Source organism: Xanthomonas sp. NCPPB 3005, assembly GCF_041228095.2.
Lineage (GTDB): Bacteria > Pseudomonadota > Gammaproteobacteria > Xanthomonadales > Xanthomonadaceae > Xanthomonas_A > Xanthomonas_A bonasiae.
Window position 1 is genome coordinate 3,725,292 of the sequence record NZ_CP166096.2, and the last position, 15,564, is coordinate 3,740,855.

A 15,564-nucleotide genomic window follows, 5' to 3' on the forward strand; every position below is an offset into this window, starting at 1 on the left:
GTGCCGAGTGCCGGCGTCCCGTGCGCAACGCCCGCTACGCGGCGCCGCGCACCGCCGCTGCTCGCCGCGAACGCGATGCCGGCGCCGGCGGCCGACGCGGCTCAGGCCTTGCGCAGGAAGCAGGTCTTCAGCACGAGGCCCTTGATCTTGTCCGAATTGCCTTCGATGTGCTCGGCATCGTCCTCGACCAGGCGGATGCCGCGGATCACCGTGCCCTGCTTCAGCGGGATCGACGAGCCCTTGACCTTCAGGTCCTTGATCACCACCACGGTGTCGCCGGCCTGCAGCACGTTGCCGTTGCTGTCGCGCACCACCGTTTCCGCGGCGGCTGCGGTGTCCGCCGCCGCCGGCCATTCGTAGCCGCAGTCGGCGCAGATCCACAGCGCCCCGTCGACATAGGTGTTTTGCAGGGTGCATTGCGGACAGGCGGGTGCGGCGGACATGGCGTTCCTTGATACGGCGACGACGGGAGGACGCCTATTGTAGCCGCCCGCTCCACGCCGCCGCGTGCCGCGGCCCCGGCCGCTCTTCCCGCAGGAATCCCATGTCCGCCGCTTCCGGTTCCCGCTTCGCGATCTATGCCGCGCTCGCCGGCAACCTGGCCATCGCCATTGCCAAGTTCGTCGCTGCCGCGTTGTCCGGCAGTTCGGCGATGCTCAGCGAAGGCGTGCATTCGCTGGTCGATACGGTCAACGAGCTGTTGCTGCTGTACGGCCTGCGCCGGGCCGCGCGGCCTGCCGATGCCAGCCATCCGTTCGGCTACGGGCGCGAGCTGTATTTCTGGAGTTTCATCGTCGCCCTGCTGGTGTTCGCGCTCGGCGCCGGGGTGTCGCTCTACGAAGGCATCGCGCATGTCCGCAATCCGGAGCCGGCCAGCAACCACACCCTCAACTACGTGGTGCTGGGCCTGTCGATCCTGTTCGAGGGCGGTTCGTGGTGGGTGTCGCTGCGCGAGTTCCGCGCGCGCAAGGGCGCCATGGGCTACGTGCAGGCGTTCCGCGAGAGCAAGGATCCGAGCCTGTTCACCGTGCTGCTGGAAGACAGCGCCGCGCTGATCGGTCTGTTCATCGCCTTGCTCGGCCTGCTGGCGGCGCAGTGGCTGCAGATGCCCGAGCTGGACGGCGTGGCCTCGATCGGCATCGCCGCGGTGCTGGCCTGTTCGGCCTTCGTGCTGGCGCGCGAGAGCAAGGGCCTGCTGATCGGCGAACCGGCGGCGCGGCCGCTGAGCGATGCCTTGCGCCGCATCGCCGGCGCCGATCCGGACGTGCGCGCGGTCAACGGCGTGCTGAGCGTGCAGATGGGGCCCGAGCAGGTGGTCGCCGCGCTCAGCGCCGAGTTCGAGGACCAGCGCAGCACCGCGCAGATCGAGGCCTGCATCGAACGCATCGAACGCGCCGCGCGCGCCGAGCACCCCGAATTGCAGTCGCTGTTCGTCAAGCCGCAGACGCCCGAGGCGTGGCGGGCGCGACGCAGCGCGTTGCGCGCCCCGCCGCCGGCCTGAACGCGCGATCCGGCGCGCAGACTTGCGATCCGCCGCCGCTTTTCGTTAGGGTATTCGGGTAGCACCTCCCATCGCGCTGTGACTGTGCCGGCGTATCCCACTTCCTACTGAATGAGGTTTCCCATGGAGATCGCCAATGGCCTTGTCGCCACCATCCACTACACCCTGACCGACGACGCCGGCGAGGTGATCGATCAATCCGCGCCGGACAATCCGCTGAGCTATCTGCACGGCGCCGGCAACATCGTGCCGGGGCTGGAAAAGGCGCTGACCGGCAAGCGCCCCGGCGAACGCGTGCAGGTCGACGTGATTCCGGCCGAAGGCTACGGCCCGCGCCACGAGCAACTGCAGCAGCAGGTGCCGCGCAGCTCGTTCCCGGATGCCGAGGGCCTGCAGCCCGGCATGCAGTTCCAGGCGCAGACCGACCAGGGCCCGCTGCTGGTCACGGTCACCGAGGTCGGCGCGGAGCTGGTGACCATCGACGGCAACCATCCGCTGGCCGGGCAGGTGCTGCATTTCGCGGTGGAAGTGGCCGGCGTGCGCGATGCCACCGAGCAGGAAAAGAACCAGGGCCACGCGGGCGCGGCGCTGTAACCGCCCGCATCCCGGCTGCAACCGCACGAGGCCCGCAATCGCGGGCCTCGTGCATTGTGCGGCGGCGGCAGCCACAGGCGCGGCCATCTCCCTGCAGCGGCCGCCGCCGGCTTGCGCCGCGCTGCGGCTTGCCGCACAGTGCGCGGCCCCCTGCCCGGCCCCGCAGCGACATGAGACTCGGCATCGACTTCGGTACCAGCAACTCCGCCGCCGCCGCGGTGATCGATGGCCGCGTGGTGCCGATCGGCTTCGGCGACCAGCACCAGTTCCGCACCACCGTGTACTTCCCGGAAGTGATGCGCGATCCGTCCGATTTCGAGCTGACCCCGGTGCTGGAGCGGCAGGTGGACGAGCTGATCGAGGCCGGCCGCCGCGATGCGGCCGCCGCCGGCCGCGAGCGCAGCCGCGACGAGTTGCGCCGCGACGCGATCCGCGTGGTGCGCCGGCAATGGATGGAAGCGCAGATGCGCGAGCCGCGCAGTTCCGCGGCGCTGCTGCAGAACGCGGTGTACGGCGACGCGGCGCTGGACGCGTATTTCGTCGAAGGCGAAGGCAGCCTGGTGCAGAGTCCGAAATCGATGCTCGGCTACAACCTGCATCCGCGCGCCAAGCAAACCATTACCGGCATCGCCACGCACATCCTCGAACACATCCGCCTGACCGCCTCGCAGCAACTCGGCATGCAGGTGCGCAGCGCGCTGCTTGGGCGCCCGGTGCAGTTCCGCAGCTCGATCGGCGAGGCCGGCAACGCGCAGGCGCTGGATATCCTGCACAGCGCCGCGATCGCCGCCGGCTTCGACGACATCGCGTTCCTGGAAGAACCCGCCGCCGCGGCGATGCACTACCACGCCGGCAGCGGCGAGCGCCACGACGCGGTGGTGGTGGACATCGGCGGCGGCACCACCGACATCGCCCACGCCAGCGTCGGCGGCGACGGCGCGCCGCAGGTGCATCGCGCCTGGGGCATCGCCCGCGGCGGTACCGACATCGACCTGGCGCTGAGCCTGGCCAGCTACATGCCGCTGTTCGGCCGCGGCAGCACCCGCGTGCCGGCGCACCACTACGTCGAAGCGGCGATGGTGCAGGACACCACGCGCCAGCGCGATTTCCGCCAGCATCGCTACGACGAAGTGCCGCACCCGTACGACACGCGGCTGCAGGCATTGCAGGACACCGGCAACACCGCGCGCCTGTACCGCGCGGTGGAGCGCAGCAAGATCCTTCTCAGCGACAGCGCGCAGCACGAGGAGGCGCTGGATTACATCGAAGCCGGGCTGCAGGTGCAGGTGCGGGCCGACGAGCTGACCCACGCCGCACGCAGCTATCTGGAAGCGCTGGGCGAACTGCTCGCGCAGGTCCGCAGCGACATCGCCTGCGATCCGGCCGCGGTGTTCCTGACCGGCGGCATGTCGCGCGCCGGCTACATCCAGCAGGTGGTCGCCGCCGCGTTCCCGCAGGCGCGCCTGGTGCACGGCGATCCTTCGTTCGGCGTGGTCCAGGGTCTGGCCCTGGCCGCCGCGCAGCGCTGACCGGCGCAGCCCGCGGCGTCTCGCCAACCGCGCCGCAGCGCGCGCTGGCGCGGCCGCGCGTGCGCAAGGCGCTAGCGCAGGTTCCGTTCATACGCAAGAGGCGCGACTGGCGTAATATGCGCGGTCACGCTTCAGCGTCACGTTTCTACACGCGTCTCGTCCGGCCGTTTCTGTCGCCCGACTCGCCCCTCTTCTCGCGCCAGCCTCCGTCCCGCTTCGGGCCGGATCCACCGGGAGCGCCTGTGTCCGGCTACACCACCCAGATCAACACGCTCAACCTGGGCGGCCAGGACTATCGCATCCGTTCGCTGCTCGACACCCAACAGTTCTCCGATCCCGACGCGCAAGCCGAAGCGGCCGGCATTTCCTCGGCGCAATGGAGCCTGTTCGGCAACGTGTGGCCGGCCGGGCGGCTGCTCGCCGAAGCGATGGCGCTGTACGACTTCGGCGGCAAGCGCATCCTCGAGATCGGCTGCGGCCTGGGCCTGGCCAGCCTAGTGCTGCGCCGCCGCGGCGCCGACATCGTCGCCAGCGACCGCCATCCGCTGACCGAGGTGTTCCTGGCCTACAACGCCGCGCTCAACGAAATGCCCGCGGTACCGTACCGCCGCCTCGACTGGGACCAGCCCAACCTCGAGCTGGGCCGTTTCGACGTGATCATCGGCAGCGACGTGCTGTACGAACACCAGCATCCGGCGCTGCTGGCCGAGTTGCTGGCGCGGCATGCGACGGCGAGCGCGGAAGTGCTGATCGCCGATCCGGGCCGCGGCAACAGCGCCGCGCTGACCCGCGCGCTGGCCACGCAGGGCTATGCGCTCAGCGAACAGCGCGAAATGCCGTTGGGTCCGGACGATCTGCCGCCCTACCGCGGCCGCGTATTGCGCTTTCGCCGCGATGCCATGCCCATCGGCGGCAACGCGTGAGCGCGCAACCGGCAACACCGCGCGCCCCGGCCGAAAAATCCGTCGCCTGCGACCGCTGCGACGCGATCTGCTGCCGCCTGACCGTGCTGCTGATGCCCGACGACAAGGTGCCCGACCACTACACCGAGCACACCGCCGAGGGCCTGCACGTGATGGCCCGCGACGAGGACGGCTGGTGCGTGGCGGTGGACAGCAAGCGCATGTGCTGCTCGATCTACGAACAGCGCCCGGCGATCTGCCGCAAGTTCACGATGGCCGGCCCGTATTGCCGCGACATCCGCCGCATCCACAACGATCAGTTGGCGCGCGGCATTCCCCTGACGATGTACTGACTCCAGGAGATTCACCATGGCACGTCCCACCAGCAAGACCCCGCCCCCGACCGCCAAGACCGCACGCAGCGGCGCCGGCGACAAGGCGCAGAAAGGCCTCAGCCGCGAGCGTATCGAGGCCGACATGGCCGCGTTCCGCAAGGCCGGCGGCCGCGTCGAAGTGCTCGGCACCACCCGCGTGCTGAAGAAAGTCGACGAAGCCGAAGCCGGCTGAGCCCGCGCGCTGCGGCAGCGCCGCAGCCGATGTCGGCGCCGTCTTCACGGCGCCGGCCGATAATCCAGGCCTCTTCGCTGCGGTAGACGCACGTAGCATGCTCCTGCGATCCCTCTCCGCTGAACTGGGCCAGCCGGCCTGCGGCAATTGCCGCGATGGCGAACCGCTCGACTTCGGCATCCGCATGGCGTTCCAGCCGATCGTCGATGCGCGCGCGCGCACGATCTACGCCTACGAGGCGCTGGTCCGCGGCGAGGACGGCAGCGGCGCGGCCGCGGTGTTGGCGCGGGTCGGCCCGCAGCAGCTGTACCGCTTCGACCAGACCTGCCGGGTGCAGGCGATCGCCACCGCGGCGCGGCTGGGCCTGCGCACCCGGCTGTCGATCAATTTCATTCCCAATGCGGTCTACGAACCGGCGACCTGCATCCGCCTGACCCTGGCCGCGGCCGAGCGCTACGGCGTGCCGACCGGCGATCTGATCTTCGAGATGAGCGAGTCCGAGCACATCCGCGATCTCAGCAAGGTGGTGCGGATCCTGCGCGACTACGCGCAGCGCGGATTCCTGACCGCGATCGACGATTTCGGTGCCGGTCACTCCGGGCTCAACCTGCTCGCCAATTTCCAGCCGCATCTGCTCAAGCTGGACATGGCCCTGATCCGCGACATCGATACCAGCGCGCCGCGCCGGCATATCGTCGCCGGCATCGTCGGCATGGCGGCCGCACTGGGTTGCCAGGTGCTTGCCGAGGGCGTGGAAACGCCCGCCGAGTACCGCGCGCTGCGCGCGTTGGGCATCGACCTGTACCAGGGTTTCCTGTTCGCGATGCCTGCGCTGGAGGCGCTGCCGGAGATCCCTGCGGAACGCTGGGCCAGCCTGGAACAGGCCGCCTGAGCGACGCCCGGCCGCGCGCCTGCGCTGCAGCGTCGGCGTGGCGGCGATGGCGCCGGCCGGACGCCATCCGCACTTGCCCGATGCGGCGACGATTGCGACCATCGCGCCTCCCCCGCCATGCCGAACCCGCCGATGTCCTCGCTGCACACCATGCTGCCACCCTGGGCCCACCGCTGGCTGGACCTGATCGTGCCGAGCGCGCAGATCGCGCTGATCGTGCTCGGCGCATGGCTGTTGCGCACGTTGCTGCGGCGGTTGGTGCGGCGACTGAGCGAGCACCACGCGCTGCCGCCCGAACTGACGATGCTGGCGCGCCGCGGCAGCGGCTTCGTGATCTACAGCACGGCGCTGCTGCTGATCCTGGACCGGCTCGGCGTGTCCGGCACGGTGCTGTGGACCGCGTTCACCGGCTTCGCCGCAGTGGCGGCGGTGGCGTTCTTCGCGGCCTGGAGCGTGCTGTCGAACATCTTCTGCACGCTGCTGATCTTCGCCACGCGGCCGTTCCGCCTGCACGACCACATCGAACTGCTCGAGAACGGCGAAAAGCCCGGACTCAAGGGCCAGGTGGTGGACATCAACCTGATCTACACCACGCTGCGCGAGAACCGCGGCGACGATGGCGACAGCGTGCTGCAGATTCCCAACAGCCTGTTCTTCCAGCGCAGCACGCGGCGCTGGCGCGGCCACCCGGTGCCGCCGGGACTCGGCTAGCGCGCAAGCGCACGTCCTAACAAGACACTGATCGCACGAGCGGTATCGTGCCTGGCTCGTGCGCCGCCGCATCGCGGCACGCGCCCCCAACGACAAGGTGCCCCATGGAACAACCCGTCCACCCGTTCGCCGAGCTGTTCGCCCAGTTGGGCCTGCCCAATAGCGAAACCGAGATCCGCCAGTTCATCGGCCGCCATTCGCCGCTGCCGGACACGATGCGGCTGGAAGAAGCGCCGTTCTGGACGCCGGCCCAGGCGCAGTTGCTGCGCGAGGAACGCATCGACGACGCCGACTGGGCGATGGTGGTCGATCAACTCAACATCGCGCTGCACTCGCGGCCGGTACCGCCGGTCAGCACCGCCGCCAACGACGACTGAGTCGCCTCAGCGCAGCTGGCTGTCCTTGCTGCCGCGGCGGTTATAGCCGCTGTGCTCGTGCCGTTCGTGGTCGTGCGCTTCCTGGCAGGCCACGCACAGGCGCACCCCGGGCACCGCCTTGCGCCGCGCCTCGGGAATCGGCGCATCGCAGGCTTCGCAGTGCTCCAGGCTCGGGCCCTGCGGCAGCTGGCTGCGCGCACGCTTGATCGCATCTTCGACGGTGGCGTCGATCTGGTCCTGCACCGCGCCGTCGTTTGCCCACCCTGTGGCCATCGCCGTCTCCTGCTGTGTCGCCTGTTTCCGATGATGCGGCCGGCGCCCGCCAATGCAATGGCAGGCGCCTTCACATTGCTTGGGGATTCAGTCGCGACCCCGGGCGCGGCAAAGCCGGCCACTGCACCGATGCCGGGAACCCGCGCGTATCGCGCACTAGATCCGTAGCGCAAGATCAGGCGTCCCGGCTCCCCAGTTCCGGCTCGCGCCCAGCCAGAAACCGCTGCAACCGCGGCACCACGAAATCCAGGAACACGCGCACGCGCTGCGGCAAGCGCGGGCCGCCGCGATAGAGCGCATGGATCTCCTCGGTATCGCCTTCCACCGCTTCCTGCAGCACTTCCACCAGGCGGCCCGCAGCCAGATCGTCGCGCACGTGATAATCGCCCAGCCGCGCCAGGCCGATGCCGGCGACGGCCATGCGCCGCACCGTTTCGCCGTTGTTGGCGAGCAGCGCGCCCTGCACCGTGCGATCGACGATGCGGCCGCTGTGCGCGAGCGGCCACACCGGTGCGGCGCGACGGAAATTGAAGCCCAGGCAGCTGTGCCGCGACAGCGCGTCGATGCTGCGCGGCGTGCCGTGGCGCGCCAGATAGGCCGGCGCGGCGACGATCTTGCGCCGCGCCACGCCGACATGCCGCGCCATCATGCTCGAATCCTGCAAGGCGCCGACGCGGAACGCGACGTCGGTGCGATCCAGGTACAGATCGACCATCTCGTCGGACAGCGAAAGATCGACCACGATCTGCGGATGCGCCTGCCAGAACGCCGGCAGCAGCGGCTCCAGGCCGAGAATGCCGAACGCCACCGACGCATTCACCCGCACGCTGCCGCCGGCGCTGGCCGCGCCGCGGCCGAGGTCGCGCTCCACGTCGTCGAGTTCGGCGAGCAGCGACAGGCTGCGCTCGTAGTAGACCTGGCCTTCGGCGGTCAGCGACAGGCGCCGGGTCGAACGCTCCAGCAGGCGCACGCCAAGACGGGTCTCGACGCGGCCGATCAGCTTGCTGACCGTGGACGGCGTCATGCGCAGCAGGCGTGCCGCCGCAGAGAAACTGCCGGCCTCCACGACCCGCAGGAACACCTGCATTTCGCCGGCCCGATTGTCCATTGCGTCCAACCTGTGAATACGCTTCACAGATCATAGGCGTGCGCGGCGGATTATCAAATCCGCCGCCGCGGCCTATCGTGGCGCTTCCGATCGAACCGCAAGCCCGCGCCCTCCACCAGCGCAGCATCGATCCCCGGACGAACAGCGCGGCCACGCCTGGCGGCAGCGCGGATGCCGGACCCGCGCGCGCAGCGCCCGCCGCACCCCACCTTTTCCGCCGGATGCGGCCAGCGCCGCACCGCTTCCCTCTCTCTCACCGAAGGATGACCTCATGGATCTGCAACTCGACGGCAAGACCGTTCTCGTCACCGGCGCCACCGCCGGCATCGGCCTGGCCATCGCCCGCACGCTCGCCGCCGAAGGCGCCGAGCTGATCATCTGCGGCCGCAACCAGGCCAATCTGGACACTGCCGCCGCCAGCATCGGCGGCAACGTGCGCAGCGTGCTGGCCGACCCGGCGACCGCGCAAGGCGCCGCGGCGCTCACCGCCGCGCTGCCGCAGGTCGACGTGCTGATCAACAACCTGGGCATCTACGAATCCAAGGAATTCGGCGAGATCAGCGATGCGGACTGGCTGCGCTTCTTCGAAGTCAACGTCCTGAGCGGCGCGCGCCTGGCCCGGCATTACCTGCCCGGCATGCTGGCGCGCGACTGGGGCCGGATCATCTTCATCTCCAGCGAAAGCGCGGTCCTGGTCCCACCCAACATGATCCATTACGGCATGACCAAGACCGCGCAGCTGGCCATTTCGCGCGGCCTGGCGGCGACCACCAAGGGCACCCGCGTCACCGTCAATGCGGTGCTGCCCGGCACCACGCGCTCGGCCGGCATCGAGGAGTTCATGCGCAGCGTCGCCAGCGATCCGGACATGCCACCCGAGGCGATGGAACGCGAGTATTTCGCCAAGGAACGCGCCAGCTCGCTGATCCAGCGCATGATCGAGCCCGAAGAGGTCGCCAGCCTGGTCGCCTACGTGGCGAGTCCGCTGTCGGCGGCGACCAATGGCGCGGCGCTGCGCGTGGATGGCGGCATCACTCCGACCATCGTGTGAGCCGCGGCGCGACGTGCGCGCAGCGGCAATGGATCGATCCGTATCGCCGCCACGTTCATGGGCGAGATCCGATGCGGCCATTCCAATACGCGGCGCGGCGCATCGTGTCCGCGCACGCCGCACGCCGCTTTTCGCGCACGCCGAGGGGTGTCGAGCGTGGCGGTGCCGGCGGCTACCAGATCAGGTCGTCCGGCACCTGGAAGCGGCTGTAGTACGCGTCGTCCTCGTCGCTGGCCGCCGGCGCGGCCTGGGTGGTGTCGAGCACGATCGCGGCGGGATCGCGGCTGGCCACCTTTTCCACCACCGCGCGCGGAATCGGCGCATAGCCGGCATCCAGCCGCGCGATCACCGCCGCGCCGCTGATCAGCTGCGCGCGCAAGGCCGCATCCACCCGCAAGCGCTGGATCTTGCCGGCATCGGTGAAGTGGTAGTCGATCTCGCCATCGGCCTTGAGCTTGTGGCTGTCGACGAGTTGCCGCGCCTGCGCGCGCTGTTCCTGCGCGCGCACCTGCGCATTGCGCTCGGCGGCCAGCGCGCGGTCGCGCTCTACCCGTTCCAGCCGCAGCCGCTCGCTCTCCAGCTGCTCGGCGCTGGGCGGCGGCGGCGCCTTGCCATGGCGCGCCTTGGCCTGCTCGCGCGCGACCTGCGCCACCTGGTTCTTCTTCACCAGGCCGGCCTTGAGCAGTTGTTCCTGCAGGGGATTGCGCATCGGGAAAATCCAGTCGATCCAAGACGTTGGCCGCTATCTTACCCGCTGCGGCAGACCCCTGGCCGCGGCTGCGCGGCGGCGGCCACCGCTCGTGCCGGCGGCCATGGCGCGCTATCGTGGCGCCATGCAAGCGCTGAAATACCTCGTCGGCTATCCGCCGCATGTGCAGGACCAAGTCCGCGAACTGATCGCGCGCGATCGCCTCGGCGAATGGCTGCGCAAGCGCTACGACACGCCCAATCCGGTCCGCAACGACCGCCAGCTGTACGACTACACGCTGGCCCTGAAGGACCGCCACATGCGCAGCTCCGAGCCGCTGCACAAGGTCATCTACGACAACCGGCTGCAGGCGGTGAAGCACGCGCTGGGCACCCACACCAGCGTCTCGCGGGTGCAGGGCAGCCGGCTCAAGGCCAGCCGCGAGATCCGCATCGCCGGCGTGTTCCGCGACGCGCCGGCGGCGTTCCTGCAGATGATCGTGGCGCACGAACTGGCGCATCTGAAGGAAAGCGCGCACAACAAGCCGTTCTACCAGCTGTGCACGCACATGGCGCCGGACTACCACCAGCTGGAATTCGACCTGCGCCTGTACCTGACCCAGCTCGACCTCGCCGGTACCGCGGACCGCTGAGCGGTACCACGCATGGCAGCGCGGCGACGGCTGCACGTACACTGCCCTGCCCTGATCGCCGAGCCATTCGATGTCCGCCCCTACCCGCCTCGACAAATACGTGGCCGCCATGCTGCCGTGCTCGCGCAGCGAAGCGCAGCAGTACATCGAGGGCGGCTGGGTCAGCGTGGACGGCGTGGTGGTCGAGGAACCGCAGGCGGCGGTGACCACGCAGCAGGTGACCCTGGCCGCCGACGCGCAACTGGGCGCGGTCGAGCCGGCCACCCTGCTGCTGCACAAACCGGCCGGGCTGGGCCTGGACGCCGCCCTGGCCCTGGTCACGCCCGCGACGCGCAGCGGCCTGGACATGGCCGACGTACGCGTGCTGAAACGCCACTTCATGCGCCTGAACGCGCCGCTGCCGCTGGAAGACGCCGCCAGCGGTCTGCTGGTGCTGAGCCAGGATGGCCGCGTGCTGCGCCGCCTGACCGAGGACGCGACCTCGATCGAACAGGAGTTCGTGGTCGAGGTGCGCGGCGAACTGCGGCCCTACGGCATGTTGCGGCTGGCGCACGGCCTGGTCTACCGGCAGCGCAGCCTGCCGCCGTGCAAGGTCAGCTGGCAGAACGAGGACCGCCTGCGCTTCGCGATCAAGCACGTGCAGCCCGGGCAGCTGCAGCACATGTGCGCCGAGGTCGGGCTGGAAGCGATCAGCTTGCGGCGCCTGCGCGTGGGCCGCATTCCGTTGGGCAAGCTGGCACCGGGCGAATGGCGTTATCTGCCCGGCGGCGAGCGCTTCTGAGCGGCGGCGGCCGGAACCGGTGACGCGCCGACGCACGGCGCACGCAGCCGTGCCGGCGCGCACAATCGAGCCTGGCGGCGCGAAGTCCCCCTGCCTTGCGGCCTATTGCGCGCGTCGCGACTGGCGGCCGACACTCGCCGCGGGCAAAAGGGGACACGCATGATCGCAACGATTCTGGCCGCGGCACTGGCCGTGGCGCCGACCGATGCCGCGGTGGCGCAAGCCGACCTGCAGTTCGCCGCCGCGCGCATCGCCGCCGATCATCCGGGCCTGGCCCCCGGCGCGGATCCGGCGCTGGCCGCGCAGGCGCGGCAGGCAGCGAGCGCGGCGCAGGCCCAGGCGCGGCGCATCGTCGATCGTGCCGGCTATGCCCAGGTCATGCAGGCCTATGTCGCCTCGTTCGGCGATCCGCATGTCGCGATCGAACTGGCCTCGCCCGACACCACCGCCGCGAGCGCGACCGCACCCGCACCCGACACCGCCGCGCAGGGCGCATTCGAACGCCTCACGCCGACGGCCTGGAAACTGACCCTGCCGACCTTCTATGCCGGCGATCCCGGCTTCGAAACGACGCAGGCCGCGATCGCCGCGGCGGCGGACGCGCTGCGCCAGCACACGCCCGCACTGCTGGTCCTGGACCTGCGCGGCAACGGCGGCGGCGCCGCGGCGCCCGGCGACGCGGTGCTGGCCGCGATCTGGGGCGAGCAGGCGCTGCCCGCGCTGGACCGCCGCCGCGCCAGCGCCTCGCTGTGGCGGGTCTCCGACGGCGTGATCGACAACCTGCAGACGCGCCGCGCGCGGATCGCCGCGCGCTATCCGCAGGAACTGCCCGGCTTCGACCGCTTGCTGGACGGCCTGCGCGCGGCGCAACGCCAGGGAGAGGCGCTGTTTCGCGACCCGCTGCCGAGCGCGGCGGGCGGCACCCCGCCGCGCGGCGGCCCGGCACGCATCGTCGCGATCACCGATGGCGCCTGCATCAGCGCCTGCCTGGATTTCATGGACCGGCTGCTGGAAGGTCCCGGCGTGGAGCAGGTCGGCCAGCCGACCGGCGCCGACACGCTCTACACCGAAGTGGAAAGCGTGCCGCTGCCGAGCGGACGCGCGACGTTGCTGCTGCCGATGCAGCGCCTGGAGGGGCGCCAGCGCGGCGCGATGCAGGCCTATGCGCCGCATGTGTACCTCGCCGACGACGCGGCGGTGAGCGCCTGGCTGCGCCGCGAAGTGGCCGCGGTGTCGCCCGCCAACGGCGCGCCCTAGCGCCTTGGCGCGATCGCGATCGGCTGCTCCGGCTGCGCCGAACGCCTGGCCGCGGCAACACTCAAGGCGTGTCATCGCTCCACGAGCAGGTGCTGTTGCGTGACACGCTCTACGGCTGCGCCAACGCGCGCTCCACCGCCTGCTGCGCCAATGGCGCCATCAGCGCGTAACCGGCCGCGGTGGGATGCACCCCGTCGTTGGCCAGGGCCTTGTCCAGGCCGCCCTGGCGATTGCTCATCTTGCCGTGGTAGTCCAGGTACACCGCGCCATGGCTTTGCGCGTACTGCTTGATCCACGCGTTGAGCGCGCGGATCTTTTCCGCCGGCTGCAGGCCCGGCCGCCACGGGTAGTCGCTGACCGGCAGCACCGACGCCAGTACCAGCTTGATGTGGTTGGCCTGCGCCAGCTCGGCCATCGAGCGCAGGTTGTCTTCGATCATGCGCTGCGTGGACAGGCCGGTGTTGCCGGCCAGGTCGTTGGTGCCGGCCAGGATCACCACGGCTGCCGGCTTCAGGTCGATGACGTCCTGGCGAAAGCGCACCAGCATCTGCGCGGTGGTCTGCCCGGAAATGCCGCGATTGACGTAGGGCTTGCCGGGGAAGAACTTGGCGCCCTCGCTACGCCCCCACATGTCGGTGATCGAATCGCCGTAGAACACCACGCGCCGCTCGCCCGCGGCCGGCGGCGCCAGCGCGGCGTTGTCGGCGCGATAGCGACCGAGCTGCGCCCAGTCCAGCAGGCGCTGCTGCAGCTCGGCCACGTCCTTGGCCTGCAGCGTGTCCGGCGCCTGCGTGTACAGCGCGTCCACCTTGCCCTGCAACGCGTCGGCGGCAGGCGCGGCGGTCTGCGCGAACGCAGGATGGGCGACACTCAGGCACAGCGACAACAGTGCGGCATGCGACAAGGGCTTCACGATCCACCTCCAGCTCGGGGAAACGCGTCACCCTAATCCAAATCGTGCGCCTGCGCGCGGGGCGGTGGCTTGGGCGGTGTGCGCGGAGCGCACAAGCAGTGTGCGCGGCATTGCCGATGCAGCGTTACCCGCGGTTTCTGCGCACGGAGCTCGCTCGTATTCTCGCCTCGGCGATGCTGCGCCCGTACCCTCACCCCAACCCCTCTCCCGTGGGGAGAGGGGCTTGTGCTCCGGTGGGAACGCGCCGTCGCTGGTAGCGCGGCAGGCCGGCTTCGCTCAGTTGCTGGCGGCGGCCTGCCGCGGCAGCGTCGCCAGGAAACGGGTGCCATCCTGCTGCGAGGAGCTGACCTCGATGCGCCCGCCATGCGCCGCGACGATCCGGTCGACGATGTACAGGCCCAGGCCCAGATTCGCGCCGGCGACCTGTGGCGTGCCGTCGGCGTGCGCGGTCGTGGTCAGCGGCTCGAACACCGAGGCCAGCATCGCCTCGGGAATCGGCGGCCCCAGGTTGTGCACGCTCAGGCCCACCTCGTCCGCCGCCAGGCCGTTCAATGCGATCGTGATCTGCTGATCGCGGCTGCCGTATTTCAATGCGTTGTTCAGCAGGTTCGCGATCACCCGGCGCAGCCGCATCGCGTCCCAACTGCCGCGCAAATCGCCGACCGTGAGCACCTGCATCGCCCGTTTCGGATAGATCGTGGCCATCTCGTCGACGACGTCCTGGGCCAGCGCGTCCAGGCTGGCCGCTTGCGGACGCACCGGCGTGGACACGCCCAGGTTGTCGCCGGTGAAGTCCATCAGGTCGTCCAGGATCGCCTTCATCTGCATGGCGCTGCGCAGCAACACGCGCGCCTGCGGCGCTTGCGCCTCGCCCTGCCCCAGCATCAGGTCCGCGCAGCTCATCACCGCCGACAGCGGCCCGCGCAGGTCGTGGCCGAGGATGCCCATGAACAGGTGCTGGGTCTGCTCCACGCTCTCCATGAAGGCGCGCACCGAATCGGCCAGGATCTGGTCCAGCGCCTCGTTGAAGCGGCTCATGTCCGGCAGATCCTGCACCCCCGGCGTGTGCCCGGATCGACTCCACAGACGCATCACGCTGGCACGTAGCGCACGGAATTCCGAGACCAGCTGCATCATGCCGAAGCCGTGCTTGACCCGTTGCCGGGCATGCAGGCTCGCGGCGCCGTCGGTCTCGAATTGCTCCGAGCCGGCATCCAGCGACCTGAGCCGCAGTTCCGTCGCGCTCATCGGCGCGCGCATGTCGGCGACGATTTCGGCCAGCAGCTGCGCGGCGTGATCGCGCAACTGGAATGCGCTCATCGCTTCGCCTTCCGCACCGCGGGTGCGCGCGAACGCGATCCAGTCGTCGCACAACGGCTCGATATTCGCCTCGATGAAATCGGCCAACTTCATGCCCGCCCCCTCGCACTCGGGCGGCCGCGCCGTAGCCGCCGAGCACGACCGTTCGCCGCGAGCACGCCCCCGGCGCCGCTTGCCGCCGCCCCGCGGCCTTCCAAGCAAAACGTCTTCATTGCGTCAGCCCCCAGCGTCGATGCGCCAGCTTAAACATTCCCGGTTGAATGCGTACACCTGGGCCTGCCGGAACGGACGAGGCGATGCCATGTACCGCCGCCCGGTGTTCGCGGTGGCGCGCGGTACCACACGCGGCCGCTGAACGGATCGATTCTCGTGTGCGGCACCGAAGCGACAAGGCGCACGGCCGTACCGATGCGACATCGGGAATGTGCGCAATGGCGATCCGCCAGGG

At 70.0% G+C, this 15,564-nt stretch carries 19 protein-coding genes; 13 read left to right on the top strand and 6 right to left on the bottom strand.

Annotated features, from left to right (window positions below; all coding sequences use genetic code 11):
- Positions 1–101: 101 nt before the first annotated feature.
- A complete protein-coding gene (locus AB8810_RS16070; protein WP_179563738.1) occupies positions 102–443 on the bottom strand; it encodes a zinc ribbon domain-containing protein YjdM in 342 nt (113 codons plus the stop codon).
- A gap of 101 nt (positions 444–544) precedes the next feature.
- On the opposite strand from AB8810_RS16070, the gene AB8810_RS16075 reads away from it, so the two are divergent.
- The 9 genes from AB8810_RS16075 (at position 545) to AB8810_RS16115 (ending at position 7,073) form a co-directional block, all read left to right on the top strand.
- The gene (locus tag AB8810_RS16075; protein ID WP_179563737.1) at positions 545–1,501 is read left to right on the top strand and encodes a cation diffusion facilitator family transporter; all 957 of its coding nucleotides are present in this window, start codon (positions 545–547) and stop codon (positions 1,499–1,501) included.
- A gap of 123 nt (positions 1,502–1,624) precedes the next feature.
- Positions 1,625–2,095 carry a peptidylprolyl isomerase gene (locus AB8810_RS16080; protein ID WP_179563736.1) on the top strand — a complete coding sequence of 157 codons (471 nt, stop codon included), beginning with the start codon at positions 1,625–1,627 and terminating at the stop codon, positions 2,093–2,095.
- A 170-nt stretch (positions 2,096–2,265) separates the two neighbouring features.
- Complete coding sequence (locus AB8810_RS16085; protein WP_369914192.1) at positions 2,266–3,624, top strand: Hsp70 family protein; 1,359 nt, start codon at positions 2,266–2,268, stop codon at positions 3,622–3,624.
- Between the two features lie 242 nt (positions 3,625–3,866).
- Positions 3,867–4,547, top strand: a complete 681-nt coding sequence (locus tag AB8810_RS16090; RefSeq protein WP_179563734.1) for a methyltransferase — start codon at positions 3,867–3,869, stop codon at positions 4,545–4,547.
- A complete protein-coding gene (locus AB8810_RS16095; protein ID WP_179563733.1) occupies positions 4,544–4,879 on the top strand; it encodes a YkgJ family cysteine cluster protein in 336 nt (111 codons plus the stop codon). Before AB8810_RS16090 ends, AB8810_RS16095 begins: the two co-directional genes overlap by 4 nt.
- A 16-nt stretch (positions 4,880–4,895) precedes the next feature.
- On the top strand, positions 4,896–5,093 hold the full coding sequence (locus AB8810_RS16100; RefSeq protein WP_179563732.1) for a hypothetical protein: 198 nt from the start codon (positions 4,896–4,898) through the stop codon (positions 5,091–5,093).
- 97 nt (positions 5,094–5,190) lie between these two features.
- Positions 5,191–5,985 carry an EAL domain-containing protein gene (locus tag AB8810_RS16105; protein ID WP_191824796.1) on the top strand — a complete coding sequence of 265 codons (795 nt, stop codon included), beginning with the start codon at positions 5,191–5,193 and terminating at the stop codon, positions 5,983–5,985.
- Between the two features lie 132 nt (positions 5,986–6,117).
- Positions 6,118–6,696 carry a mechanosensitive ion channel family protein gene (locus tag AB8810_RS16110; RefSeq protein WP_179563730.1) on the top strand — a complete coding sequence of 193 codons (579 nt, stop codon included), beginning with the start codon at positions 6,118–6,120 and terminating at the stop codon, positions 6,694–6,696.
- 104 nt (positions 6,697–6,800) lie between these two features.
- Positions 6,801–7,073 carry a DUF2789 domain-containing protein gene (locus AB8810_RS16115; protein WP_179563729.1) on the top strand — a complete coding sequence of 91 codons (273 nt, stop codon included), beginning with the start codon at positions 6,801–6,803 and terminating at the stop codon, positions 7,071–7,073.
- Between the two features lie 6 nt (positions 7,074–7,079).
- On the opposite strand, the gene AB8810_RS16120 is transcribed toward AB8810_RS16115, so the two are convergent.
- Both AB8810_RS16120 and AB8810_RS16125 read right to left on the bottom strand, forming a co-directional pair.
- Entirely contained in the window at positions 7,080–7,346 is a 267-nt protein-coding gene (locus AB8810_RS16120) for a DksA/TraR family C4-type zinc finger protein (RefSeq protein ID WP_179563728.1), read from the bottom strand.
- Between the two features lie 175 nt (positions 7,347–7,521).
- Positions 7,522–8,454 carry a LysR family transcriptional regulator gene (locus AB8810_RS16125; protein ID WP_369914193.1) on the bottom strand — a complete coding sequence of 311 codons (933 nt, stop codon included), beginning with the start codon at positions 8,452–8,454 and terminating at the stop codon, positions 7,522–7,524.
- 271 nt (positions 8,455–8,725) lie between these two features.
- Between AB8810_RS16125 and AB8810_RS16130 the strand changes: the two genes are divergently transcribed.
- On the top strand, positions 8,726–9,505 hold the full coding sequence (locus tag AB8810_RS16130) for an SDR family NAD(P)-dependent oxidoreductase (protein ID WP_369914194.1): 780 nt from the start codon (positions 8,726–8,728) through the stop codon (positions 9,503–9,505).
- Between the two features lie 172 nt (positions 9,506–9,677).
- Here the strand turns inward: AB8810_RS16130 and AB8810_RS16135 are convergent, their stop codons facing one another.
- A complete protein-coding gene (locus AB8810_RS16135) occupies positions 9,678–10,214 on the bottom strand; it encodes a DUF2058 domain-containing protein (RefSeq protein ID WP_179563725.1) in 537 nt (178 codons plus the stop codon).
- Positions 10,215–10,338: 124 nt separating this feature from the next.
- Between AB8810_RS16135 and AB8810_RS16140 the strand changes: the two genes are divergently transcribed.
- From AB8810_RS16140 to AB8810_RS16150, 3 genes are all read left to right on the top strand, one after another.
- Positions 10,339–10,845 (top strand): YgjP-like metallopeptidase domain-containing protein, encoded by a 507-nt coding sequence (locus AB8810_RS16140; protein WP_179563724.1) that lies wholly within the window; start codon positions 10,339–10,341, stop codon positions 10,843–10,845.
- A gap of 70 nt (positions 10,846–10,915) precedes the next feature.
- Positions 10,916–11,626, top strand: coding sequence for an rRNA pseudouridine synthase (locus AB8810_RS16145; protein WP_369914195.1), 711 nt, complete (start codon positions 10,916–10,918; stop codon positions 11,624–11,626).
- A 159-nt stretch (positions 11,627–11,785) separates the two neighbouring features.
- Positions 11,786–12,883, top strand: a complete 1,098-nt coding sequence (locus tag AB8810_RS16150) for a S41 family peptidase (protein WP_369914196.1) — start codon at positions 11,786–11,788, stop codon at positions 12,881–12,883.
- A 109-nt stretch (positions 12,884–12,992) separates the two neighbouring features.
- Here AB8810_RS16150 and AB8810_RS16155 read toward each other — a convergent pair whose 3' ends face one another.
- Both AB8810_RS16155 and AB8810_RS16160 read right to left on the bottom strand, forming a co-directional pair.
- Positions 12,993–13,763, bottom strand: coding sequence for an SGNH/GDSL hydrolase family protein (locus tag AB8810_RS16155; RefSeq protein WP_369916679.1), 771 nt, complete (start codon positions 13,761–13,763; stop codon positions 12,993–12,995).
- Positions 13,764–14,072: 309 nt separating this feature from the next.
- Complete coding sequence (locus tag AB8810_RS16160) at positions 14,073–15,209, bottom strand: ATP-binding protein (protein WP_369914197.1); 1,137 nt, start codon at positions 15,207–15,209, stop codon at positions 14,073–14,075.
- Positions 15,210–15,564 lie beyond the last annotated feature (355 nt).